General features: G+C 67.0%; 19 protein-coding genes, 2 tRNA genes and 1 riboswitch. Of the genes, 13 read left to right on the forward strand and 8 right to left on the reverse strand.

The genetic code is table 11. The features are described from left to right. Nucleotide 1: 1 nt before the first annotated feature. Entirely contained in the window at nt 2-718 is a 717-nt protein-coding gene (gene hisA / locus OCH239_RS03155) for a 1-(5-phosphoribosyl)-5-[(5-phosphoribosylamino)methylideneamino]imidazole-4-carboxamide isomerase (RefSeq protein ID WP_037258599.1), read from the reverse strand. A 142-nt stretch (nt 719-860) separates the two neighbouring features. Between hisA and OCH239_RS03160 the strand changes: the two genes are divergently transcribed. After that, a complete protein-coding gene (locus OCH239_RS03160) occupies nt 861-1,247 on the forward strand; it encodes a DUF2147 domain-containing protein (protein ID WP_037258602.1) in 387 nt (128 codons plus the stop codon). A gap of 58 nt (nt 1,248-1,305) precedes the next feature. Here the strand turns inward: OCH239_RS03160 and OCH239_RS03165 are convergent, their stop codons facing one another. From OCH239_RS03165 to hisB, 3 genes are read right to left on the reverse strand one after another with little or no spacing between them, the layout of a single operon-like run. Then, nucleotides 1,306-1,983, reverse strand: a complete 678-nt coding sequence (locus OCH239_RS03165) for a Dph6-related ATP pyrophosphatase (RefSeq protein WP_037258605.1) — start codon at nt 1,981-1,983, stop codon at nt 1,306-1,308. Further along, on the reverse strand, nt 1,980-2,615 hold the full coding sequence (hisH, locus tag OCH239_RS03170; protein ID WP_037258608.1) for an imidazole glycerol phosphate synthase subunit HisH: 636 nt from the start codon (nt 2,613-2,615) through the stop codon (nt 1,980-1,982). Before hisH ends, OCH239_RS03165 begins: the two co-directional genes overlap by 4 nt. A 31-nt stretch (nt 2,616-2,646) precedes the next feature. Beyond that, nucleotides 2,647-3,234 (reverse strand): imidazoleglycerol-phosphate dehydratase HisB, encoded by a 588-nt coding sequence (gene hisB, locus OCH239_RS03175; protein ID WP_037258611.1) that lies wholly within the window; start codon nt 3,232-3,234, stop codon nt 2,647-2,649. A gap of 145 nt (nt 3,235-3,379) precedes the next feature. On the opposite strand from hisB, the gene OCH239_RS03180 reads away from it, so the two are divergent. Then, nucleotides 3,380-3,619 (forward strand): Lrp/AsnC ligand binding domain-containing protein, encoded by a 240-nt coding sequence (locus tag OCH239_RS03180; RefSeq protein ID WP_037258613.1) that lies wholly within the window; start codon nt 3,380-3,382, stop codon nt 3,617-3,619. A gap of 112 nt (nt 3,620-3,731) precedes the next feature. On the opposite strand, the gene OCH239_RS03185 is transcribed toward OCH239_RS03180, so the two are convergent. The 3 genes from OCH239_RS03185 to pyc form a co-directional block, all read right to left on the reverse strand. Next, nucleotides 3,732-3,806: transfer RNA gene (locus tag OCH239_RS03185), tRNA-Gly, on the reverse strand. A 35-nt stretch (nt 3,807-3,841) separates the two neighbouring features. Further along, a tRNA-Gly gene (locus OCH239_RS03190) sits at nt 3,842-3,916 on the reverse strand. A gap of 131 nt (nt 3,917-4,047) precedes the next feature. Beyond that, nucleotides 4,048-7,488, reverse strand: a complete 3,441-nt coding sequence (gene pyc, locus OCH239_RS03195) for a pyruvate carboxylase (RefSeq protein WP_037258616.1) — start codon at nt 7,486-7,488, stop codon at nt 4,048-4,050. Between the two features lie 173 nt (nt 7,489-7,661). Here pyc and OCH239_RS03200 point away from each other — a divergent pair, with 173 nt between their 5' ends. Beyond that, nucleotides 7,662-10,040: an ATP-dependent helicase gene (locus tag OCH239_RS03200; RefSeq protein ID WP_037258618.1), complete on the forward strand. Its 2,379-nt coding sequence runs from the start codon at nt 7,662-7,664 to the stop codon at nt 10,038-10,040. A gap of 65 nt (nt 10,041-10,105) precedes the next feature. Here the strand turns inward: OCH239_RS03200 and OCH239_RS03205 are convergent, their stop codons facing one another. Continuing rightward, nucleotides 10,106-11,041 (reverse strand): alpha/beta hydrolase, encoded by a 936-nt coding sequence (locus OCH239_RS03205; protein WP_051489210.1) that lies wholly within the window; start codon nt 11,039-11,041, stop codon nt 10,106-10,108. A gap of 116 nt (nt 11,042-11,157) precedes the next feature. Further along, nucleotides 11,158-11,236: riboswitch (SAM riboswitch) on the forward strand. A 63-nt stretch (nt 11,237-11,299) separates the two neighbouring features. Between OCH239_RS03205 and metZ the strand changes: the two genes are divergently transcribed. The 10 genes from metZ (at nt 11,300) to OCH239_RS03255 (ending at nt 24,862) form a co-directional block, all read left to right on the forward strand. Next, on the forward strand, nt 11,300-12,499 hold the full coding sequence (gene metZ, locus OCH239_RS03210) for an O-succinylhomoserine sulfhydrylase (RefSeq protein ID WP_051489211.1): 1,200 nt from the start codon (nt 11,300-11,302) through the stop codon (nt 12,497-12,499). A gap of 169 nt (nt 12,500-12,668) precedes the next feature. Beyond that, the gene (gene folE2, locus OCH239_RS03215) at nt 12,669-13,772 is read left to right on the forward strand and encodes a GTP cyclohydrolase FolE2 (RefSeq protein ID WP_037258621.1); all 1,104 of its coding nucleotides are present in this window, start codon (nt 12,669-12,671) and stop codon (nt 13,770-13,772) included. A 97-nt stretch (nt 13,773-13,869) separates the two neighbouring features. Then, nucleotides 13,870-15,318 (forward strand): TrkH family potassium uptake protein, encoded by a 1,449-nt coding sequence (locus OCH239_RS03220; protein ID WP_037258624.1) that lies wholly within the window; start codon nt 13,870-13,872, stop codon nt 15,316-15,318. 181 nt (nt 15,319-15,499) lie between these two features. Next, the gene (locus OCH239_RS03225) at nt 15,500-16,627 is read left to right on the forward strand and encodes an ABC transporter permease (RefSeq protein ID WP_037258627.1); all 1,128 of its coding nucleotides are present in this window, start codon (nt 15,500-15,502) and stop codon (nt 16,625-16,627) included. Nucleotides 16,628-16,631: 4 nt separating this feature from the next. Further along, complete coding sequence (locus tag OCH239_RS03230) at nt 16,632-17,402, forward strand: ABC transporter ATP-binding protein (RefSeq protein ID WP_037258630.1); 771 nt, start codon at nt 16,632-16,634, stop codon at nt 17,400-17,402. Between the two features lie 7 nt (nt 17,403-17,409). After that, nucleotides 17,410-19,587: an MlaD family protein gene (locus OCH239_RS03235; protein ID WP_051489213.1), complete on the forward strand. Its 2,178-nt coding sequence runs from the start codon at nt 17,410-17,412 to the stop codon at nt 19,585-19,587. 6 nt (nt 19,588-19,593) lie between these two features. Continuing rightward, nucleotides 19,594-20,196, forward strand: coding sequence for an ABC-type transport auxiliary lipoprotein family protein (locus tag OCH239_RS03240; protein ID WP_037258633.1), 603 nt, complete (start codon nt 19,594-19,596; stop codon nt 20,194-20,196). Nucleotides 20,197-20,556: 360 nt separating this feature from the next. Then, nucleotides 20,557-21,522, forward strand: coding sequence for a TAXI family TRAP transporter solute-binding subunit (locus OCH239_RS03245; RefSeq protein WP_037258637.1), 966 nt, complete (start codon nt 20,557-20,559; stop codon nt 21,520-21,522). 141 nt (nt 21,523-21,663) lie between these two features. Beyond that, entirely contained in the window at nt 21,664-24,417 is a 2,754-nt protein-coding gene (locus OCH239_RS03250; protein WP_037258640.1) for a TRAP transporter permease, read from the forward strand. Nucleotides 24,418-24,430: 13 nt separating this feature from the next. After that, nucleotides 24,431-24,862 (forward strand): universal stress protein, encoded by a 432-nt coding sequence (locus tag OCH239_RS03255; protein ID WP_037258643.1) that lies wholly within the window; start codon nt 24,431-24,433, stop codon nt 24,860-24,862. Nucleotides 24,863-24,883: the final 21 nt, after the last annotated feature.

Below are 24,883 nucleotides of genomic sequence, written 5' to 3' on the forward strand. Positions count from 1 at the left end.
ATCAGGCGAGGGCGCGCAGGGCCTCGCCGAGGTCGAGCGCGCCGTCGTAGAGCGCGCGGCCCGAGATCGCACCGGCGATCACGCCGGTGTCGCGCAGGGCGGTGAGGTCGCCGAGCGACGAGACGCCGCCGCTCGCGATCACCGGGATCGACACAGCGCGGCCGAGATCCGCCGTCGCCTCGACATTCGGCCCGCCCATCGCCCCGTCCCGGTCGATATCGGTGTAGATGACGGCCGCGACGCCGGCATCCTCGAAGCTCTTTGCGAGATCGGTCGCCATGACGTCGGTCTCCTCGGCCCAGCCCTTGGTCGCCACGCGGCCCTGGCGGGCGTCGATCCCGACGGCGATCTTCCCGGGGAAGGCGCGGGCGGCCTCCCGCACGAGATCCGGATTCTCCACCGCCACGGTACCGAGGATCACCCGCGCGAGGCCCTTCTCGAGCCAGGTCTCGATCGTGGCCATGTCGCGGATGCCGCCGCCGAGCTGGGCAGGGACGTCGGTCTGGGCCAGGATCGCCTCGACCGCGTCCGCGTTCACCGGCCGGCCGGCGAAGGCGCCGTTGAGGTCCACGAGATGCAGCCACTGGCAGCCCGCCTCGACGAAGGCGCGGGCCTGCGCCGCGGGATCGTCGTTGAAGACGGTGGATTTCTCCATGTCGCCGCGCAGCAGGCGGACGGCTTGGCCGTCCTTGAGGTCGATGGCGGGGTAAAGGATCATCAGCTCGGGTCTCCGTCTCTCGGGCCGCCGCTCATTGGCATGACGGAACGGCACACGCAACGCGACCTCGCGTCATTCTTGATCGGACGGCCTCCGCGGCGCCACGCTTTCCGTCGCGATATCCATGAGGAGGAGATCAGGAATGACACGTATCGGCGCGGCGCTGGCCGCATTGGTGATGGGCGCGAGCATGGCGGCGGCGGACCCGGTCGAGGGCATCTGGAAGACCGAGACCGACGACGGCTCCTACGCCCATGTCGCAATGACGCCCTGCGGCGACAAGCTCTGCGGGGTGATCCACCGAACCTTCGATTCGAGCGGGGAATACGACTCGCCCAACAAGGGCAAGGTGCTGGTCATCAACATGGTGCCGCAGGGCGGAGGTGCCTATGAGGGCCGCGTTTGGCGCCCCTCGAACGACAAGGTCTATCTCGGCAAGATGAACCTGGCCGGCGATACGCTGAAGCTCTCGGGCTGCGTTGCGGGCGGTCTGCTCTGTTCGAGCCAGACCTGGTCGCGCCTGCAGTGAGGAAAAGGGGCGGGCCCTGCTGTCCGCCCCTGCGTGCAGATTGGCGGGACGGAGCGCTTCAGTCGGCAAGCAGGTCGGCGTAGAGAAATCCGTCGCGCAGTATCGTCTCGCCGACGCGGTGCGGGATCGGCGCGGCGAATCCCGGGCCGTTCGTCACGAAGGTATGGAACTCGCCGTTCTCCCCGCAGGGATCGACGCCCTCCGGCAGGTCGGCCATGAAGTCCGCGTCCCACAGCCGGCCGACGAAGTTCTCGTCGAGGCGAGCGGGATCGCAGGTCACGACGCGGGCCTCGACCCCTTCCGAGATCATCTCCCGCGCAAGGGCGCTTGTGTCGGAGCCGAAGAGCGGAAAGAACGGGGCGAGCCCGGTGCCCGCCAGCTGCGTCTCGCGATAGGCCCGGATGTCCTCGAGGAAGAGGTCGCCGAAGACCACCGTGCCGAACCCGTCCGCCACGAGCCGGGCGCAGGCCTCGCCCATGATCCGTTCGTAATCGGCATTGCTGCAGGGCCAGGGCAGGGCGATCTCGATCAGCGGCAGGCCCAACGCCTCGGCCTGCGCCTGCAGGAGGGCCCGGCGCGTGCCGTGCATCGCGACCCGCTCCGCCGTGCCGTTGACAGTGGTCATGAGCGCGCCGATTTCCGCGAGCCCGTCCCGGCGGCAGACATGCAGCGCCCAGGCACAATCCTTGCCCGACGACCAGCTGAGGACCGCGCGCGCGTCCCCGCCGGCCTTCACGGGCGCCAGGCGAGGAAGTTCGCGATCATCCTCAGGCCGGTCTCGCCGCTCTTCTCGGGGTGGAATTGCAGGCCGATGCGGTTCTCGTCGCCGACGATGGCGGTGACCTGCTCGCCGTAATCGACATGCGCGATCCGCTGCGAGGGATCGGCCATCCGGATCTGGTAGGAATGCACGAAATAGGCGTGGTCGCCGCTGCTGATCCCCTCCATCACAGGATGCGGCAGGTCGATCAGAAGGTCGTTCCAGCCCATATGCGGGACCTTCAGCGCGGGATCGGCGGGGGTGATCTTCATCACCTCGCCGTCGACCCAACCAAGGCCGCGCGTCTCTTCGTATTCGTGCCCGGTACGCGCCATGAGCTGCATACCGACGCAGATGCCCATGAAGGGGATGCCGCGCTTTTCCACGGCCTCGACCATCGCCTCCTGCACGCCGCTCGCGGCGAGCGCCGCGGCGCAGGCGGGGAAGGCGCCGTCGCCGGGAAGGACGAGCCGGTCTGCCTTTGCGACCGTTTCCGCTTCCGAGGTCACGACGACCTCTCCGGCATCGGTGTCCCGGGCCATCTTCTGGAAGGCCTTGTCGGCGGAGTGGAGGTTGCCGCTTTCGTAGTCGATGATCGCTGTCAGCATGGGGCCCGTCGGTCGGTCTGGCAGGCGCGCCTCAGAGCGCGCCCTTGGTGGAAGGGATGGCGTCGGCCTTGCGCGGATCGGTCTCGACCGCATCGCGCAGGGCCCGCGCCACGGCCTTGAAGGCGGCCTCGGCGATGTGGTGGCTGTTGACCCCGCGGATCAGGTCCACGTGCAGGGTGATCCCGCCATGGGTCGCCAGCGCCTGGAAGAACTCGCGCACGAGTTCGGTGTCGAAAGTGCCGATCTTCTCGGTCGGGAACGGCAGGTCCCAGCCGAGCCACGGCCGGCCGGAGAGGTCGAGCGCGGCGCGCACCAGCGTGTCGTCCATCGGCAGATGGCATTCACCATAGCGGCGGATGCCGCGCTTGTCCCCGAGCGCCTCGCGCAGCGCCTGCCCGATCGCGATCCCGACATCCTCGACGCTGTGATGGTCGTCGATGTGCAGATCGCCTTTGCAATCCACTTCGAGATCGAAGAGCGCGTGCCGCGCCAGCTGGTCGAGCATGTGATCGAAGAACCCGATGCCGGTCGCATTGCGATAGCTCCCGGTCCCGTCGGGCGTCAGCGCGACGGAGATGTCGGTCTCGGCGGTCTGCCTTGTGATGCGGGCGGTCCGCATGGTCTCTCCTGTCGCTGCTCGCTACGGCCTGCCCGGGTATAGGCTCCGCGTCTGCCAAGGCCAAGGGGGCGCCCGCGCGCCATTGTGCCCGCGTGACGGCTGTGCCAGCGTCCGGCTCATCCGAGACTTGCCCGAGGGCCCTGCCATGACCGTCTGCGTCTTCGTCCAGATCCGCTGCACCCCCGGCCGGACCTACAAGGTCGCCGAAGAGATCGCGCTGCGCGAGATGCATTCGGAACTCTTCTCGACCTCCGGCGAATGGGACCTGCTGATGAAGCTCTACATTCCGGCGGGCGAGGACGTGGGCAAGTACATCAACGAGCGCCTCCTCGACATCCCGGGCATCGAACGTTCGCTGACGACGCTGACCTTCAAGGCGTTCTGAGTCGCGTCCGGCCCCTGTCTTCTTCTTGATCGAAATATCCCGGGAGCGCGAGGGCAGAGCCCTCGCACGCGAAGCGGCGCTTCGCGTACAGACGTCTGACGAAGGAAGAAATTGGAGCGGGTGAGGCGATTCGAACGCCCGACCCTTACCTTGGCAAGGTAATGCTCTACCCCTGAGCTACACCCGCGCTCCAGGCCGCTTCCGGCCGATCTTACACCCCGATGGAGCGGGCGAGGCGATTCGAACGCCCGACCCTAACCTTGGCAAGGTTATGCTCTACCCCTGAGCTACGCCCGCTTACCATTGGGTGTGGGCGGCATTTAAAGTCTGTACCGGGCCCCTGCAAGCAGAAAATTCGGGCAGACCCCGCGGCTTTCGCGGCGTCATGCCCGCCTCCCCCGGGCTCGGCTTTCCGTGACGCCGGGTGATCACTCCTCGTACTCGATCAGCAGATCCTTGGCGTCGATCTGGCCGCCGGCATGGACGTGGACGGCTTTCACCGTCGCGTCGCGCTCGGCGTAAAGGCCGGTCTCCATCTTCATCGCCTCGATGACGAGGAGGAGGTCGCCCTCCTTCACCGGCTTGCCCGCCTCGGCCGCGACCTGGCTGACCACGCCCGGCATCGGCGCGCCCACATGGGCGGCATTGCCGAGCTCGGCCTTGGGCCGTGCGGCGGCGCCTCCCGTCGCCTTGCGGTCGGGCACGCGCACGGTGCGCGGCTGGCCGTTCAGCTCGAAGAAGACCCGGACCTCGCCCTCGTTGCTTTCGCCCACCGTCACGAGGCGGATCTCGAGCGTCTTGCCGGGGTCGATCTCGGCGGTGACCTCCTCGCCCGGGGTCATGCCGTAGAAGAAGGTTTTTGTCGGCAGGGTGCGCACCGGGCCGTAGAGTTCGTGTCGCGCGACGTAGTCGGTGAAGACCTTGGGATACATCAGGTATCCGTTGAGATCCTCCTCGTCGAACTCGACATCCTCGAAGGCCTCCGCGAGCTCGCGCCGCTTGTCGTCGAGGTCTACGGGCGGCAGGTGCTTGCCGGGGCGGTCCTCGAGCGGCTTCTCGCCCTTGAGCACCTTCTTCTGGATGCCCTCCGGGAAACCGCCCGGCGGGTGGCCGAGATTGCCCTTCATCATGTCGATGACCGAATCGGGGAAGGAGATGTCGCGCTTGGGGTCTTCCACCTCGGCGCGGGTCAGGCCCTGGCTCACCATCATCAGGGCCATGTCGCCGACGACCTTCGACGAGGGCGTGACCTTCACGATGTCGCCGAACATCTGGTTCACGTCGGCATAGGTCCGGGCGACCTCGGGCCACTTGTCCTCGAGCCCGAGCGACCGGGCCTGCGCGCGGAGGTTCGTGAACTGGCCGCCCGGCATCTCGTGCAGATAGACCTCGGAGGCGGGCGATTGCATCGCGCTCTCGAAGGCCGCGTATTGCGCGCGCACCTGTTCCCAGTAGTTCGAGATCTCGCGGATGCGCTTGATGTCGAGCCCGGTCTCGCGCTCCGTGAAGCGCAGGGCCTCGACGATCGAGCCGAGCGTCGGCTGCGACGTGTTGCCCGAGAGCGCGTCCATCGCCGCATCGACCGCGTCGACGCCGGCTTCGGCGGCGGCCATGACCGACGCGATCGCGGCGCCCGAGGTGTCGTGGGTATGGAAATGGACCGGCAGGCCGACCTCTTCCTTGAGCGCGCGGATCAGCGGGCCGGCGGCGGCGGGTTTCAGCAGCCCCGCCATGTCCTTGAGCCCGAGGATATGCGCGCCGGCCTCGCGCAGCTCCTTGCCCATGGAGACGTAGTATTTGAGATCGTATTTCGCGCGGTCCGGATCGTTGATATCGCCGGTATAGCAGATCGCGCCTTCGCAGACCTTGCCGCTCTCGAGCACCGCATCCATCGCGACACGCATGTTCTCGGTCCAGTTGAGCGAATCGAAGACGCGGAAGACGTCGACACCGGACTCGGCCGCGCGGTGCACGAAGGAGCGCACGACGTTGTCGGGGTAGTTGGTGTAACCGACGCCGTTCGATGCGCGCAGCAGCATCTGCGTCATGATATTCGGCATGCGCGCGCGGATGTCGCGCAGGCGCTGCCACGGACATTCCTGCAGGAAGCGGTAGGCGACGTCGAAGGTCGCGCCGCCCCAGCATTCGACCGAGAAGAGCCCCGAGAGATTTTCGGCATAGGCGGGCGCGACCCTGACCATGTCGATGGAGCGCATCCGCGTCGCGAGCAGCGACTGGTGCCCGTCCCGCATCGTTGTGTCGGTGATGAGGACCTGTTTCTGCGCCGCGAGCCAGTCGGCCACAGCTTGCGGACCCTCGCGGTCGAGAAGCTGGCGCGTGCCGTCGGGCGCCGAGCCGGACGTCTCGGGCGCGCGCGGGACCTTGATGTCGGCGGCCGGCTTGGTGCGGCCTTCGGTCTCGGGGTGCCCGTTCACGGTGATGTCGGCGATGTAGGTGAGCACCTTGGTGCCGCGGTCCCGACGCGGCTTGAAGTCGAAGAGCTCGGGCGTCGTGTCGATGAACTTCGTCGTGTACTGGTTCGACAGGAAGGTCGGGTGCCGCAGCAGGTTCGCGACGAAGTCGATGTTGGTGCTGACGCCGCGGATGCGGAATTCGCGCAGGGCCCGGTCCATGCGCGCGATGGCCTTCTCGGGCGTCGGCGCCCAGGCGGTAACCTTCACCAGGAGCGAATCGTAGAAGCGGGTGATGACGCCGCCCGCATAGGCGGTGCCGCCGTCGAGCCGGATGCCCATGCCGGTCGCCGAGCGATAGGCGGTGATGCGACCGTAGTCCGGGATGAAGTTGTTCGTCGGATCCTCGGTGGTGATCCGCGTCTGAAGCGCGTGGCCGTTGAGCGAGACGTCGTATTGCGAGGCCTTGCCGGTCGCCTCGGTCAGCGACTTGCCCTCGGCGATCAGGATCTGCGCCTGCACGATGTCGATGCCGGTGACCTCCTCGGTCACGGTGTGCTCGACCTGAACGCGCGGGTTCACCTCGATGAAGTAGAACTGTCCGGTGTCCATATCCATCAGGAACTCGACGGTGCCGGCGCATTCGTAGTTCACGTGGGCGCAGATCTTGCGGCCGAGCTCGCAGAGCTCTTCGCGCTGGGCTGCGGAGAGATACGGGGCAGGAGCCCGCTCCACGACCTTCTGGTTGCGCCGCTGGACCGAGCAGTCGCGCTCGTAGAGATGGTAGATGTTGCCCTGCTTGTCGCCGAGGATCTGTACCTCGACGTGGCGGGCGCGCTCGATCATCTTCTCGAGATAGCCCTCGCCGTTGCCGAAGGCGGCTTCGGCCTCGCGCCGACCCTCCTTGACCTTGTCCGCGAGTTCGTCCTCGGAATTGATCGGCCGCATGCCGCGGCCGCCGCCGCCCCACGAGGCCTTGAGCATCAGCGGATAGCCAATCTCGGCCGCCTCGGCGCGGATCTTGTCCATGTCGTCGCCGAGCACTTCGGTGGCCGGAACGACGGGCACGCCCGCCTCCATCGCAACCCGCCGCGCGCTGGCCTTGTCGCCAAGCGCCCGCATCGTCTCGGCGCGCGGGCCGATGAAGGTGATGCCCGCCTTGTCGCAGGCATCGACGAATTCGGGGTTCTCTGACAGAAGTCCGTAGCCCGGGTGGATCGCGTCGGCACCCGAGAGCTTGGCGACGCGGATGATCTCGGGGATCGACAGATAGGCCTGAACCGGTCCGAGCCCCTCGCCGATGCGGTAGGCCTCGTCCGCCTTGAACCGATGCAGGCCGAGCTTGTCCTCCTCGGCGAAGACGGCGACCGTCTTCTTCCCCATCTCGTTCGCGGCGCGCATGATGCGGATCGCGATCTCGCCGCGATTGGCGATGAGGATCTTCTGGAAATCGGCCATGTGGTGCGTCCCCGGTTTTCTGCTTTGCAGAAAGTTAGAGCGAGATCCACACAAGCTCAACTCGCGGCGCATCGCGGCCGGCGCGATGGCCCGCGGTTCAAATTGCACCCGAAGGCGGAACATAGCGCGAACTGCCGCTTTATCTCGGACCCCGGCCGCGCTATCTTTGTCGCATGAGCAGTTTCGACGACATGGACGCCTTCGAAGGCGCGTCGCTGGCGGCGCGCGCGATGCAGGCGCGGCCCGCCCCGTATCTCGACGAGCTTAATCCGGCGCAGCGCGAGGCGGTCGAGACGCTCGACGGCCCCGTCCTGATGCTCGCGGGCGCGGGCACCGGCAAGACCAAGGCGCTGACGGCGCGAATCGTGCATCTGCTCAATCAGGGCAAGGCGCGGCCGAACGAGATCCTGTCGGTCACCTTCACCAACAAGGCCGCTCGCGAGATGAAGACCCGCGTCGGCCAGATGCTCGGCCAGACCGTCGAGGGCATGCCGTGGCTCGGCACATTCCACGCGATCTGCGTGAAGCTGCTGCGCCGGCACGCGGAACTCGTAGGCCTCAAATCGAACTTCACCATCCTCGACCGGGACGACCAGATCCGGCTGATGAAGCAGCTCATCTCGGCCTCGAATATCGACGAGAAGCGCTGGCCCGCGCGCCAGCTCGCCGGGATCATCGACGACTGGAAGAACCGCGCGATCACGCCCGATCGCGTGCCCGCCGCCGATGCGGGTGCCTACAACCACGAGGGCCCGCGGCTCTACGCGGAGTACCAGGCGCGGCTGAAGGAGTTGAACGCGGCCGATTTCGGCGATCTCTTGCTGCATTGCGTCACGATCTTCCAGAAACACGACGACGTGCTGACGCAATACCAGCGCTGGTTTCGCTACATCCTCGTCGACGAGTACCAGGACACCAACGTGGCGCAGTACATGTGGCTGCGCCTGCTTGCGGCGGGGCATCGCAACATCTGCTGCGTCGGTGACGACGACCAGTCGATCTACGGCTGGCGCGGCGCCGAGGTGGGCAACATCCTGCGTTTCGAGAAGGACTTCCCGGGCGCCCACGTGGTGCGGCTCGAGCAGAACTACCGCTCGACGCCGCATATCCTGGCCGCGGCCCATTCGGTGATCTCGGGCAACGAGGGGCGCCTCGGCAAAAAGCTCTGGACCGAGGTGGACGAGGGCGAGAAGGTGCGCCTGATCGGCCACTGGGACGGCGACGAGGAGGCGCGCTGGGTCGGCGAGGAGCTCGAATCGATGCAGCAGGGCACCCGCGGCATGCGGCCCTTCAGCCTCGACGATTGCGCGATCCTCGTGCGGGCCTCGCACCAGATGCGCGCCTTCGAAGACCGGTTCCTCACCATCGGGCTGCCCTACCGGGTGATCGGCGGCCCGCGCTTCTACGAGCGGATGGAGATCCGCGACGCCATGGCCTATTTCCGCCTGGTGGTCTCGCCCGAGGACGATCTCGCCTTCGAGCGCATCGTCAACACGCCCAAGCGCGGGCTCGGCGACAAGGCGCAGCAGGTGATCCAGCGCACCGCCCGCGAGCGGGGCGTCTCCCTCGTCGAGGGCGCGCGGATCGCGGTGGCCGAAGAGGCGATTAAGGGCAAGGGCGGCGCGGCCCTGCGGGTGCTGGTGGACGATCTCGACCGCTGGGGCCGCCTCGCCGGGAGCGACGATCTCACGCACATGGAGCTGGCCGAGACGGTACTCGACGAGAGCGGCTACACGGCCATGTGGCAGAACGACAAGACGCCGGAGGCGCCGGGACGGCTCGAGAACCTCAAAGAACTGGTGAAGGCGCTCGAGGGCTTCGAGAACCTTTCGGGGTTCCTCGAGCACGTGGCGCTCGTCATGGACAACGAGACCGACGAGGGCGGCGCGAAAGTGTCGGTGATGACGCTGCACGCCGCGAAGGGCCTCGAGTTTCCGGCGGTGTTCCTGCCGGGCTGGGAGGACGGGCTCTTCCCGTCGCAGCGCTCGATGGACGAGCAGGGGCTGAAGGGCCTCGAGGAGGAGCGGCGGCTCGCCTATGTCGGCATCACGCGGGCCGAGGAGGTCTGCACGATCTCCTTTGCGGGCAACCGCCGCGTCTTTGGCCAGTGGCAGAGCCAGCTGCCCTCGCGCTTCATTGACGAGCTCGACGAGGCCCATGTGGAGGTGTTGACGCCGCCGGGGCTTTATGGCGGCGGATACGGCGCGGCGGGCATGGCGGCGAGCGCCTCGCCGGAGATCATGACCCGCAATCAGAGCGGCATCGACGAGCGCGTGCACCGCGCCGACGTCTACAATTCGCCCGGCTGGAAACGGCTTCAGGCGCGGTCCGGCGAGCGCCCGGTGAGCCAGCCCCGAGAGGAGCGCAACCAGGTGATCGACATGACCGCCGTCGCTGCCTACGGGATCGGCGAGCGGGTCTTCCACCAGAAGTTCGGCTACGGCGCGGTGATCGGCGTCGAGGGCGACAAGGTCGAGGTCGCCTTCGAGAAGGCGGGCACCAAGAAGGTCGTCTCCCGCTTCATCTGTGCGGCGGACGACGTGCCGTTCTGAAATGGCCGGGGGCGCTGCCCCCGGACCCCCGGGATATTTCTCTCAAGAAGAAGGGCGGGGCGGGTCTAGCCCGGAGCGGTCTGCGCCGTGGCGAAGCGGGGCAGGATGCGGGCCCAGCGGGGATCGGTGTCCTCGGGCAGGATCGCGCGGAGGCGCGAGAACGAGAGCCGGCCCTCGATGATCGCGCGGTAGAGCGGGAAGGCGCCCGGCCGCAGATAGGGCGACCAGTGACAGACCCGACCCTCGGGGGCGCCGAGTCTGTGGCCCGCGGCGCGGAGCGCGGCGAGTGTGGGTGCGTGGTCGATCTGCATGGTGAGCGCGTTCGAGGCGCGCAATCCGCGGTGGCCGAGCATGCTGTCGCCGCGCCGCAGAGCGGACACGAAGAGCTCCATCATGAGATCGAAGACGTCGTTCTCGCGACTTGTGACCGCGAGCACCTTGGCGGTGCGGCCCGCCGGGCTTTCCACGGCCGCATGGGCGGGGGCCGAGAATTCCGCCGGAGCGAGAAGCAGCGCCCAGTCGAGTGCTCCGGGGGCCGATTTCGTCAGGGCGTCGAGCACGACCCGCGCTCCGAGAGAATGGCCGACCGCGTGAAGCGGAGTGTGCGGGCAGCGCTCCCGAAGTTCGGCGAGAAGCCGGGCCAGCGCGTCGCCCGCGCGATCCGCGTTGTCATAAGCGTTCCAGATCGAGCCCCGGGCGGGCCAGCCGAACGATATGGCAAGGCCGCGATCGGGACCGGGACGGCCGAAGCCCAGATGCCGGGGCCAGGATACGATGCGCCTGTCGACATCGCGGAATCTGGGAGTGAGCGAAAAGATGGTCTCGTGCGGGCAATGGCGTTCGCAACCCGGCGCGTACTTGAAGCCGTGCACCATCACCGTGACCGGTCCGGCGCCGACGGAGGGGTCCGAGAGCGCCGCGTCGAGTGCCCGGCTCAGCGATTGGGGTCCGCCGGCAGGACCGGGTATTCCATTCCTTGCGCTGACGCGGATGACGGGCATGCGAGAAGCTCCACTACATCTTGTGCGTAGCCCCTATTGGTGCCTGGTAATGGTTCCGTGAAGATGAGGCGACAGATCGATGACGGGATTGACCCTGCGACCTTTCGGCACTAGCCGGATCGCACCGTGGCGATTTGTTACCGGATTGCGGGCCACGTTAAACTCTCCCGCTAAAGAGGTCAGTCGAAAGAGCCCCTTTCGCTTGGCCGCGGACGGGGCTTTTTTCATCCGCCGGGCCAGGCCGGCGAGGAGGACGACATGAAGGATACGCCGAGCAAGACCCGGACCCGCCGCACCCGCACGAACCTCGTGCATGGCGGCACGAAGCGCAGCGGATGGGGTGAGCTGTCCGAGGCGATGTTCCTGACCCAGGGCTTCGCCTACGACAGCGCCGAACAGGCCGAGGCGCGGTTCCAGAATGCGGGCCCCGACGAATACATCTACGCCCGCTACGGCAACCCGACAGTGCGGATGTTCGAGGAGCGGATCGCGCTGCTCGAAGGCGCCGAGGACGGCTTCGCGACGGCGTCGGGCATGGCGGCGGTCAACGGCGCGCTCGTGTCGATGCTGAAGGCGGGCGATCACGTGGTCGCGGCGCGGGCGCTCTTCGGCTCGTGCCTCTATATCCTCGAGGAGATCCTGCCGCGCTACGGCGTCGAGGTCACGCTGGTCGACGGCACCGACCTTCCGGCGTGGGAGGCGGCGATCCGGGACGACACGCGGGCGGTGTTCTTCGAATCGATGTCGAACCCGACGCTCGAGGTGATCGACATCGAGGCGGTGGCGAAGCTCGCGCATGATCGCGGCGCCACGGTCATCGTCGACAACGTCTTCTCGACGCCGGTCTATTCGGACGCGATCGCGCAGGGCGCGGACGTGGTGATCTATTCGGCGACCAAGCATATCGACGGGCAGGGGCGCACGCTCGGCGGAGTGATCCTCGGCACGACCGAGTTCATCCGCAAGACCGTCGAGCCCTACATGAAGCATACCGGCGGCTCGATGAGCCCGTTCACGGCCTGGGTGCTGCTGAAGGGGCTCGAGACGATCGACCTGAGGGTCCGCGCGCAGACCGGAACGGCGCAGGCGCTCGCCGAGCGTCTTTCGGGACATCCGGCTCTGACGCGGGTGATCTATCCCGGCCTGCCTACACATGCGCAGCACGACCTCACGCGGCGCCAGACCGGGGCGGGCGGCACGATGCTGTCCTTCGAGGTCGCGGGCGGGAAGGTGGCCGCATTTGCGGTGCTGAACGCGCTCGAGGTGATCCTGATCTCGAACAATCTCGGCGATGCCAAGTCGATCGCGACGCATCCTGCGACGACGACGCATCAGCGGCTGGCGCCCGAAACGCGCGAAATGCTCGGGATCGGAGACGGGTTGATACGCCTGTCGGTCGGCCTCGAAGACCAAGAGGACCTCGCGGAGGATCTGCTCGGAGCTCTCGCGATTTTGTGACAGCACAGCGGGGTTGGGGCTTTCAGATGAAATCAGCCACAATCCCGCCCAAAACGCCCCGTACCCGGCACCCATCGGGCCGAGATCGCGCCGCGCCGGACGGAGGCGCGATGGAATTATGCCGCAAGGTCACTACCTGTCGCCCGGGAACCTGCTGGAGACCATCGTAATGAACGTTCACACCCCGGATATCGACCGCAAGCCGAGCCGCGAGGAAGCCGAGAAGGCTCTCGCCCTTCTCAGGCAATGGGCCGGCAAGGCGCATGACAGCGAGATCGCCGATCTCGAACCGGCGCTTGCGGGGCTGGTGCCGGGCGCCGATGCGCGGCCCGCCTATCCGCCGCTGACCCGGTCCTACGATCACGATTTCCGGGTCGACGCGAGCTACAAGGCGACGCTTCCCGATCTGCAGAACGGCCCCTCCTCGCTGATCCGGGGCGCGAAACGTGCGATCCAGCATGTCGGCATCTCGAACTTCCGGCTGCCGGTGCACTACCACACCCGCGACAACGGCGACGTGGTGCTCGAGACCTCGGTGACCGGGTCCGTCAGCCTCGAGGCGGACAAGAAGGGCATCAACATGTCCCGGATCATCCGCTCGTTCTATGCCCATGCGGAGAAGACCTTCAGCTTCGAGACGATCGAGGCGGCGCTCAACGACTACAAGACCGATCTCGAGAGCTTCGATGCCCGCATCAACATGCGTCTGCGCTTTCCCGTGGCGGTGGAGAGCCTGCGCTCGGGCCTGTCGGGCTACCAGTATTACGACATCGCGCTCGAACTCGTCGAGACGGACGGCGTCCGCCGCAAGATCATGCATCTCGACTTCGTCTATTCCTCGACCTGCCCCTGCTCGCTCGAGCTCTCGGAACACGCGCGCCGCGAGCGCGGAGTCCTTGCGACGCCGCATTCGCAGCGGTCGGTGGCGCGGATCTCGGTCGAGCTCACGGGCGACGATTGCCTGTGGTTCGAGGACCTGATCGAGCTCTGCCGCTCGGCCGTGCCGACCGAGACGCAGGTGATGGTGAAGCGCGAGGACGAGCAGGCCTTTGCAGAGCTGAACGGCGCCAATCCGATCTTCGTCGAGGATGCCGCGCGCCTCTTTGCCGAGGCCCTGCAAGGGGATGCGCGGATCGCAGATTTCCGCGTCATCGCCTCGCATCAGGAGAGCCTGCACAGCCACGACGCGGTGTCGGTGCTGACCGAAGGCGACCTCTTTGCCGCGGAAAGCCTCGATCCCAAGCTCTTCGCGACGCTGGTGCATGTCGGCTGATCCGGGCCTGACCCATTGCGACATTTCGGACGGGTCGTGGCGGGGACGCCGCGGCCCGTCTTGACTTGCCGAACGCGCGACGCCAACGCTCGCGCCCATGTTCGATCTGCGCCCCGTTGCCCATGTCATCGGCCTGCTCGTGGCATGCCTCGGGGCGACGATGCTCCTGCCTATGCTGGTCGATATCGCCGAGGGACGGGGCGAGTGGCCGGTCTTCCTCGAAAGCGCGATCGTCACGATCCTTGCGGGAGGCCTCACCGCGGTCGCGTCGTCGAACTCGGCGCAGGGACGCCTGTCGCTGCAGCAGACCTTCCTGCTCACGGTCTGCGTCTGGGCGGTTCTGCCGATCTTCGGCGGCATCCCGTTCGTCCTCGGCGCGACCGAGGCGCGGCTCGTCGACGCCTATTTCGAGGCGATGTCCGGCATGACGACGACCGGCGCCACGGTCTTCACCGGGCTCGAGGCATTGCCGAAGGGCCTCCTGCTGTGGCGCGGGCTTCTGCAATGGCTGGGCGGTATCGGGGTGATCGTCGTCGCCATGGTGTTCCTGCCCGAGCTGCGCGTCGGCGGGATGCAGATCTTCCGCACCGAGGCCTTCGAGACGATGGGGAAGATCCTGCCGCGGGCGACGCAGATCTCAGCCCAGATCTCGACCATCTACGTGACGCTGACGCTGGCCTGCGCGCTCATGTATCTCGGAACCGGGATGAACGCGTTCGATGCGTCCGTCCATGCGCTCACCACCGTGTCGACCGGGGGCTTTGCCAATTACGACGCCTCCTTCGGCGTCTTCCAGGGGCCGGCGGAATACGTCGCGTCGGTCTTCATGGTGCTCGCGGCGCTGCCCTTCGTGCGCTACGTGCAGATGGTCAACGGCGCCCGCGGCGCGCTTTTCGCGGACAGCCAGGTGCGGACCTTCCTCATCATCATCGCAGTCCTCGTCGCGGTCACGGTCGCGGTGCTGCTGTCGATCTTTCCGCACAATCCCGAACAGGCGCTGCGCGAGGCGCTCTTCAACATCGTCTCGATCATCTCGGGCACGGGTTACGCGAGCGTCGATTACATGGGGTGGGGCGCGTTTCTCGCCACGATGTTCTTCTTCGTCGGGCTGATCGGGGGCTGCGCGGGCTCAACAGCCTGTTCGGTCAAGGTGTTCCGCTACCAGCTGCTCTTCGCCTCGATCCGCACGCAGCTGCGCAAGGTGCGCGCGCCGCACGGCGTCTTCGCCCCGCGCTACGAGGGACGCCCCGTCGGCGACGACGTGCTCTCCTCGGTCATGTCGTTCTTCATGTTCTTCGTGGTCACGCTGGGGCTCTTTTCGGTGGCGCTGAGTCTCACCGGTCTCGACTTCATCACCTCGGTCTCGGGGGCGGCGACGGCGCTCGGCAATATCGGCCCGGGGCTCGGCGACCAGATCGGGCCGGCGGGGAACTTCCAGGCGGTGAACGACACCGCGAAATGGCTGCTGATCCTCGCCATGCTGATGGGGCGGCTCGAACTCATGGCGGTGCTCGTGCTCTTCACCCTGAGGTTCTGGCGCGGGTGAGGGCGGGACGCCGCTCGGCCCCTGCGGGACCATCGCCCCGCCCGCCCTCCCGTCAGGCGTTACGACACGCGATGTCCGCGGCGACCCGCGGAGGCGCTGTGGCAGAGTGGCGTCGCGACGCGCGGCCCGGCCGCATTCCGCTTGCATCCGGGTGGGGCAGGGCCGTTAGGTGGCCCGCGTGATGACAAAGAGCCTTCCGCAGATCGAGACACGGGACGAGGACGGCACGCAGGTGCTGCGCCTTCTCGGCGCCGTGACCGTGGAGGGGCTGCCGGGGCTCGATCGCGCATTCCGGGACGTGTCGGCGGCGCAGCCGGTGCGGATCGAGTTCGGCGAGGTCTCGCGTGTGGATACCGCCGGCGCGCATCTCGTCGCGCGGCTGCGGGCGCGCCTCGAAGCCGAGGGACAGCGGGTGACGCTGGAGGGCGCCTCGGCTCAGACAGCGGCGCTGATCGACACGGTCGCGGCCGCCGAGCCTGTCGCCGAAACCGAACCGGTGCCGGAGCGCGGGATCCGGACACGGATCGCGGGCATCGGCGCCCGCGTGGCGGGCGGCGCGGCCTTCGCGGCTGAGCTGCTGGCAATGCTCGGTCTCGTTCTCTCCCGTCTCGCGCGGGTGCTGGTCCGCCCGAGGGAATTCCGGCTGACCGCACTCGTCCACCATTGCGAGGCGGTCGGCGTTCAGGCGGTGCCGATCGTTGCGCTCATGGCCTTTCTCATCGGCATCGTGCTGGCGTTCCAGGGCGCGACGCAGCTGCGCCAGTTCGGCGCCGAGGTTTTCGTCGTCGATCTCATCGCGATCTCGATCCTGCGCGAGCTTGGCGTGCTGCTCACCTCGATCATCGTGGCGGGGCGGACGGCCTCGGCCTTCACCGCCGCGATCGGGTCGATGAAGATGCGCGAGGAGATCGACGCGATGCGGACGCTCGGCCTCGATCCGGCGATGATGCTCTTCGTCCCGCGGGTGCTGGCGCTGCTTCTGATGCTGCCGATCCTCGCGCTCATCGCCAATGCCGCGGGCATAGTCGGCGGCGGACTGATGGCGTGGCTGTCGCTCGGGATCTCTCCGCCCATGTTCGCGACCCGTCTCGTCGAGAGCACGGACGTCGCCAACTACGTCATCGGCATCGTGAAGGCGCCGGTCTTTGCGGTGATCATCGGGGTGGTGGGCTGCAATGCCGGGATGCGGGTCGGCGGCAACGCCGAATCGCTCGGGCGGCAGACCTCATCGGCGGTGGTGACGGCGATCTTCGCGGTGATCGTGGCGGACGCGGTGTTCTCGGTCCTCTTTGCCGAGATCGGGATCTGAGCGGATGGGCGACACCGTCATCTCCGTTCGCGGGCTTCGGACGCAGTTCGGTGCGCAGGTCGTGCACGATGGGCTCGACCTCGACGTGACACGCGGCGAGATCCTCGGCGTCGTCGGCGGGTCGGGCACGGGCAAGTCCGTCCTGTTGCGCACGATCGTGGGGCTTAACGCGGCGCGGGAGGGGACGATCGAGGTGCTGGGATCCTCCGTCCCCGCCCGCAGCAAGGCCGAGCGGGAGCGGCTCGAGGGGCGGATCGGCGTGATGTTCCAGGACGGCGCGCTCTTCTCCTCGCTCACCGTCCGGGAGAACGTCGAGGTGCCGCTGCGGCGCATCGCGGGGCTGGCGCCGAAGACCCAGTCCGAGCTTGCCGATCTCAAGATCTCGATGTCGGGCCTGCCCTATTACGCGGGCGACAAGTATCCCTCGGAGCTGTCGGGCGGCATGCGGAAGCGCGCGGGCCTCGCGCGGGCGCTGGCGCTGGATCCCGAGATCGTGTTCCTCGACGAGCCGACCGCGGGCCTCGACCCGATCGGGGCGGCGGAATTCGACAGGCTCATCCATGGACTTAGCCGGTCGCTGGGGTTAACGGTCTTTCTGGTCACGCACGACCTCGACACGCTTTACGCTGTCTGCGACCGGGTCGCCGTGCTGGCCGAGAAGCGCGTGCTGGTCACGGGGACGCTGGACCAGATGGGACGGGTCGATCACCCTTGGGTGCGCCAGTATTTCGACGGTCCTCGGGCGCGTGCCGCCCGGGCGCCGAAGGAGGGATGAAGCGCGCATGGAGACGCGGGCCAATTACGTTCTGATCGGCGCGTTCACGCTGCTCGGCCTAGCCGGCATGGTGGCGGCGTTCGTGTGGTTCGCTCGGATCGAGCTCGACCGCAGCTTCGCCTATTACGACGTCCGCTTCACCAGCGTCGCGGGCCTTTCGAGCGCAGCCGACGTCCGCTTTGCGGGCCTTCCGGTCGGACAGGTGGTTGATCTGCGCCTCGCGCCCGAGCGTGACGGAACCGTGCTGGTGCGGCTCGAGGTCGATGCAGAGACACCGGTCCGCGTGACGTCGGAGGCGACGGTGGAGGCGCAGGGGGTGACGGGCGTCTCGTATGTCGGGATCAGCGCGGGCGAGCCCGACACGCCGCTTCTGGACGAGGCCGCGGATACCGAGATCCCGACCATCCCGGCCGGCACGTCGGTGTTCCAGTCGCTGACCGAGGACGCGCCCGAGCTTCTCGACGAGACGCTGAACGTCGTGCGGAACATCAACGAGATCCTCAACCCCGAGAACCAGAGCCGGATCGAGACCATCCTCGTGAACGTCGAGGCGGCCTCGGGCGATTTCGCGCAGGTGTTGGACGGCTTCACCGACGTCACCGACCAGATCTCGAACTTCGCGGTCGAGGTCGACCGGTTCAACACGACGCTCGAGAACCTCTCGGGCGACGTCTCGCAGGTGCTGGGCACGGCCGATCAGACCCTGGTCGAGATCCGCGATTTGGCCATCGGGGGGCAGTCGCTCCTGCAGCGGGGCGAGGTCACCCTCGATACCGCGACGCAGACGATCGAGAGCGCGAACGGGTATCTCGAGAACGACCTGCCCGCGCTCACCATCGAGCTGCAGGGGGCGGTGGCGGATCTGCGCCGCGAGACGCTGGACCTGACGCGGCGCGCCGACGGGATGCTCGGGACCTTCGAGACGGCGGCGCAATCGGCGCTCGACAGGTTCAACGAGGCCGAGCCCCTGATCGACGACACGCTGGCCCTCGTCGCGGACCTCGACATCGCGACCGCGAATATCGACGAGGCGGCGACCTATTTCGACGACCTCATGGAGGGCGAGTTCACGGCGGTGATCGTCGAAAGCCGGGCCGCCCTGAACCAGGTGGTAGCCGCCGTGGACCAGCTCTCGGCGCTCGCCGAGCAGGGGCGCGGCTTCCTTCAGACATCCGAAGGCACGCTCGATGCCGCGACGGGCGCGCTTCAGGGGGCCGACACGCTGCTCTCCGAGGACGTGCCCGCGCTCACTTCGGATCTGCGGGAGACGATCACCCAGCTGCGCGACGATCTGGGGCGTCTGACGACCCGGGCAGAGGGCGTGCTCACGGTCGTAGAGGGCGTCGGCCAGACTGCAAATGCCCGTCTGACCGAAGCGCAGCCGGTCATTGCCGAGACTGAGGCGCTGATCGCGCAGCTCAATGCCACAACCGAGAAGGTCGACGGTGCGGTCAGCTCCTTCGATGCCCTCGTCTCTGGCGACGGCGCGGCGCTCGTGGCCGAGGCTAGGGCGGTCGTTCAGGATGCCGCGGGCGCGATTTCCGCGGTATCGGATGTCGCCGAGACGGACCTTCCGCTGATCGTCGCCGACATCCGCACCGCGACCTCGCAGGCGACGCGGGTGATCGAGGAGGTGGGCGCGGATCTCTCGCAGGCCACGGGCCGGATCGACGGGCTGTCGGAGGACGCCGAAGTGGCGCTTGAGACCGCGACCGAGACCTTCGCGAACGCCAACACGACGCTCGCTGCCGTGAACAACGCGCTTGCGACCGGGGAGCGGACGCTCGCCGCCGCGACCGAGGCGTTCGAGAAGGCCGGGCCGGTGCTCGACGGGGTCAACCGGGTCATCAACGAGGATATCGGTTCGATCACGGCCGATCTGAAGGACGCGATCGCGCGTCTCAACGGGGCGGTGGCGCAGGTGTCGGAGGACATTCCGGTCGTTACCGGCGACGTGCGCGACGCCGCGGCCGAGGCCGAACAGCTCTTCCGCGACATCCGCGGCCTCGTCGCCGAGACCGGTCAGCCTCTGTCGGACTTCGCCGGGGACGGGCTGCCGCAATACACGCGCCTCGCCTCCGAGACCCGCAAGCTCATCCAGAACCTCGACCAGTTGACGAGCCAGATCGCCCGCGATCCGGCACGCTTCCTGCTCGACCGCGACACGCCCACCTTCCGCAGGTAACGCCACATGCGCCTTCCCGCCGTCCTCCTTGCCCTCGCGCTTCTTCCCGGCTGCTCGGCGCTGTCCGCGCTGAGCGATGCGACCAGCGTCCTCGACGTCTACGAACTGAGCGCGCCCGAGGCGGTGCCGCAGGGCGCGCAGCGTCCGATCGACGTGATCGTGGAGCTGCCGACAACCACCGGCGCGCTCCAGACGGACCGGATCATGATCAAGCCCTCCGAGCTGCAGGCGCAGTATCTGCCGGATGCGCGCTGGGGCGAGGAGGTGCCGGTCATGGTGCAGTCCCTCATGCTGCGTACCCTCCAGGAGACCGAGGCCTTCCGCTATGCGGCGCGCGAGCCTCTGGGCCTCTCGGGCGACATCGCCATCGTGTCCGACATCATCGACTTCCAGGCGGTCGCCGATCCGGCGGGCGCGGGCGCGACCGTCGATCTGCGGCTGCGCGTGCAGCTCGTCCAGGAGGAGGGCGTGCGAATTCTGGCGAGCCGGACGCTCGAGGGGCGGGCGCGGGCGACCTCGACCGAGACGGCTGCCGTCGTCGAGGCGTTCGACGCGGCCTCGGACGCGCTTCTCACAGAGTTCGCGACATGGATTCTCGCGCGGCTTTAAAAGCGCAACATCGCATTTGCGATAATGCAGCAAGACACTTCTTTCACGCTTGCGTGAACGCGCCATCGCATCGGCATACCGCAATATGATCAGACACTTGCGGGGTCCGTGCCGCCTTGCCGTTCACGCCTGTTTCCCGTTCCTAAATGCCTGATTTTACGACTTGATCGGTTCGGATGGACTGCTACCGTCAGTGTCATGAGGGCTGCCGGCTTCGCTTCGACAACGCTCCGCCACTCGGTTGGCGGCAAGGGGCCAGCGGCCTCTGTCGCGAGCGACATCACTTGCCTGTTCCGCACGCGGAATACGTCCACGGGATGGCACTGGTAGCCGCATGATTTTTCAGACAGGGAGACCGAGATGAAGCATACCAAAACGCTTGTGGCCGTGGCTGCGCTCTTTGCAGGCAGCGGAGCCGTCGCGCAGGAAGAGTTCATCACCATCGGCACCGGTGGACAGACCGGCGTCTACTACGTCGTGGGCCAGTCGATCTGCCGGCTCGTCAACCGCGGCACGTCCGAGCACGGCCTGCAATGCACCGCACCGTCGACGGGCGGCTCGGTCGCGAACATCAACGCGATCAAGTCGGGCGACCAGACCATGGGCGTCGCGCAGTCCGACCAGCAGTTCTACGGCTACAATGGCGAGGCCTCGTTCGACGAGCCCTACGAGAAGCTCCGGGCAGTGTTCTCGGTCCACCCCGAGCCCTTCACCGTCGTGGCGCGTGCCGGGGCGAACATCGAGACCTTTGACGATCTCAAGGGCAAGCGCGTCAACATCGGCAACCCGGGCTCCGGCCAGCGGGCGACGATGGACGTGGTGATGGAAGCCGCGGGCTGGACCACCGACGACTTCTCGCTCGCCTCCGAGCTCAAGGCGACCGAGCAGGCGCAAGCGCTCTGCGACAACAAGATCGACGCCTTCGTCTATCAGGTCGGCCATCCGAACGGCTCGATCCAGGAAGCGTTCTCGTCCTGCGACGCGAATTTCGTGGACGTCGAGGGCGATTACATCGACCAGCTGAACGAAGAGAACGACTTCTACTCGACGGCGACGATTCCCGCCTCGCTCTACGAGGGCGTCGAGGACGACACCACCACCTTCGGTGTGCGCGCGACCTTCGTGACCTCCGCCGACGTGCCGGAAGACACGGTCTACGAGGTCGTGAGCGCGGTCTTCGAGAATTTCGACCGCTTCAAGCGCCTGCACCCGGCCTTCGGCAACCTCGATCCCGAAGAGATGATCTCGGCGGGCCTCTCGGCACCGCTGCATCCGGGCGCCGAGAAGTATTACCAGGAGCAGGGCTGGATGGACGGCGGTTCCTGATACCTGTCTGACCTTTCCGCGGCCCCGCCCCCGAGCGGGGCCGCGCGAAAAAGATCTTTTCCTAGATAATAATTTCGGAACCGGTCAGTCTGGATATGCCAGGCGACAACAAGCCGGACCGAACCGACAGGGATCAGGACAATGAGCGACACCGACGGAAAGCGCGCAGGGCGCGAGGGAAACACCGGCCTCAGCCAGAGCGAGCTGGACGATCTCGTCGCTTCGACGGACGCGGGCGGACGCAATCCGAGAGGCGCCGTCGGCATCCTGATCATGCTCGTGGCGCTCTCCTGGTCGCTCTATCAGCTCTGGATTGCTTCGCCGCTGCCGTTCATGCTCGGCTTCGGCGTCTTCAACGACACCGAGGCGCGGGCCTTCCACCTCGGCTTCGCGATCTTCCTCGGGTTCATGACCTTTCCCTCCGCCCGCACGCCATTCCAGATGGTGCTCGGCATCGGCGTGCCGCTCCTGCTGACATGGCTCTTCTGGCTCGGATCGGACGGTCTTTGGTGGGTGCCGCTCGTCGGCGCGCTGGTGGTCGCCGGCGTCGCGCTCGGCTCGCCGCGCGATCACGTGGCGCCCTGGGAATGGGTGATGGCCATCGCGGGCGCGGGCTCCGCGCTCTACATCTATTTCGCCTACGAGGGCATCGCGGGCCGCGTCGGGGCTCCGATCACGCAGGATCTCGTGGTCGGTGTCGTGGGCCTTCTGCTCCTGCTCGAGGCGACGCGCCGCTCGCTCGGTCCTGCGCTGATGATCGTCGCGACGGTCTTCCTGAGCTACACCTTCCTCGGCCCCTACATGCCGCAGCTCATCGCCCACAGCTCCAAGTCGCTGGGCGTCGTCATCAACCACCAGTGGATCACGACCGAGGGCGTCTTCGGCATCGCGCTCGGCGTCTCGACCTCGTTCGTGTTCCTCTTCGTGCTCTTCGGCTCGCTCCTCGATAAAGCGGGCGCGGGCAACTATTTCATCCAGGTGGCGTTCAGCCTGATGGGCCACATGAAAGGCGGGCCCGCAAAGGCTGCCGTCGTGTCCTCGGCCATGACCGGCCTCATCTCGGGCTCCTCGATCGCCAACGTGGTCACCACAGGCACCTTTACCATCCCGCTGATGAAGAAGGTCGGCTTCTCGTCCGAGAAGGCGGGGGCCGTCGAGGTCGCCTCCTCGGTCAACGGCCAGATCATGCCGCCCGTCATGGGCGCCGCGGCGTTCCTGATGGTCGAGTATGTCGGCATTCCTTATTTCGACGTGGTCAAGCACGCCTTCCTGCCTGCGGTCATATCGTACATCGCGCTCGTCTACATCGTCCATCTCGAGGCGATGAAGCAGGGCATGGAAGGTCTGCCGCGGGCCTATACCCCGAAGCCCATCGTCCAGCGCCTCATCGGCATCGCGTTCATAATCGCCGCCATCTGCGCGCTGTCCTTCGGCGTCTATTACGGCCTCGGCTGGATCCGGACGCTCTTCCCGGACGTCGCGGGGTGGATCCTCTTCGCGCTGCTCGTCGCGGTCTATGTCGGCCTCGTCTACATCTCGTCCAAGGAGACGATCCCCGAACTCACGAACGAGGAGGGCAAGGACGAGACGCTGCCGCTGCCGGGGCCGACGGTGCGCTCGGGTCTTCACTTCATCCTGCCGGTCGTGGTGCTCGTCTGGGCACTGATGGTCGACCGCCTGTCGCCGGGCCTCTCGGCGTTCTACGCGGCGGCCTTCATGATCTTCATCCTGCTGACGCAGCGCCCGCTTCTGTCGATGTTCCGCGGGCAGGGCGAATATGCGCGGTCTTTCCGGAACGGCTGCGTCGATCTGCTCGACGGTCTCGTGACCGGCGCGCGCAACATGATCGGCATCGGCATCGCCACCGCGACCGCCGGCATCATCGTCGGCTCGGTCAGCCAGACCGGCGTCGGCTCGGCGCTCGCCGACGTGGTCGAGGTGCTCTCGGGCGGCAACATCCTCGCCATCCTCTTCCTGACGGCGATCCTGTCGCTGATCCTCGGGATGGGTCTGCCGACCACGGCGAATTACATCGTCGTCTCGGCGCTGCTTGCTCCGGTCATCGTGACGCTCGGCCAGCAGAACGGGCTGATCGTGCCACTGATCGCGGTGCACCTCTTCGTCTTCTACTTCGGGATCATGGCGGACGTGACGCCACCCGTGGGCCTTGCCTCCTTCGCCGCCGCGGCGGTGTCGGGCGGAGATCCGATCAAGACGGGTGCAGTCGCGTTCTTCTATTCCCTGCGCACCGCGGCGCTGCCGTTCCTCTTCATCTTCAACACGCAGCTCCTGCTGATCGACGTCGGCTGGATACAGGGGATATTCGTCTTCATCGTCGCGACGGTGGCGATGCTGCTCTTCGCGGCGGCGACTCAGGGCTTCTTCCTGACGCGCAACCGCTTCTACGAGACGATCGCGCTGCTGCTGATCGCGTTCACCTTCTTCCGGCCCGCGTTCTGGATGGACATGGTCTATCCGCCCTTCGAGCCGGTGCCGCCCACGCAGATCGAGGAGGCCGCCGGCAACACCCCCGTCGGGGAGCCATTGCGCCTGCGCGTCTCGGGCGTGAACGAGATCGGCGAGCCGCTCGAGTTCACCGCGCTCCTCGAAGTGCCCGAGGGCGAGGACGGCGCGACGCGCCTCGAGAATGCGGGCCTCTTCTTCCGCCAGGAAGGCGACAGCCTGATCATCGACGACGTGATGTTCGACAGTGCGGCCCAGGATGCCGGGCTCGACTGGGATCAGGAGGTGCTGCGGGTTCTGCAACCACAATGGCAGCCCTCGAAGTACCTGATGTTCATCCCGGCGGCGTTGCTGCTCGCCCTCATCGTCTGGTTGCAGCGGGGCAGGGCCGAGAAGGCCACCTCGCGCCGCACCGACGCGACGCCGGCCTGAGAGAGGAGCCGCGATGTTCACCAATATCCTCGTCGCCATCGACCTCAACGACCCGATGTCCCGTGAAAAGGCCCTGCCGCAGGCGGTGGAGCTGGCGAAGGCTTCAGGCGGAACCCTGCATCTTCTGACCATCGTGCCGGACATGGGCATGCCGCTGGTCGAGACGTTCTTCCCGGCCAATTACGAGGAGCACGCACTGCAGGCGGCGAAGGAGAAGCTCGACGCGCTTGCGAGAGAGACTTTGCCCGAAGGGCTGCCGCACCAGCAGCACGTGATGCTGGGGCAGATCACGTCCCACATCGTCGAGGCGGCGGAAAAGACCGGTGCGGATCTGATCGTGATGGCGAGCCACGATCCCGATCTCGCCCAGAATTTCCTCATCGGGGGGCATGCCGGCAAGGTCGTTCGCCGGTCCCCCGTTTCAGTCCTGGTCGTTAGGTCTTAAGTGTTGGCCAACGTCACCGTC

Origin of the sequence: Roseivivax halodurans JCM 10272 (assembly GCF_000521785.1) — a bacterium.
Taxonomy (GTDB): domain Bacteria; phylum Pseudomonadota; class Alphaproteobacteria; order Rhodobacterales; family Rhodobacteraceae; genus Roseivivax; species Roseivivax halodurans.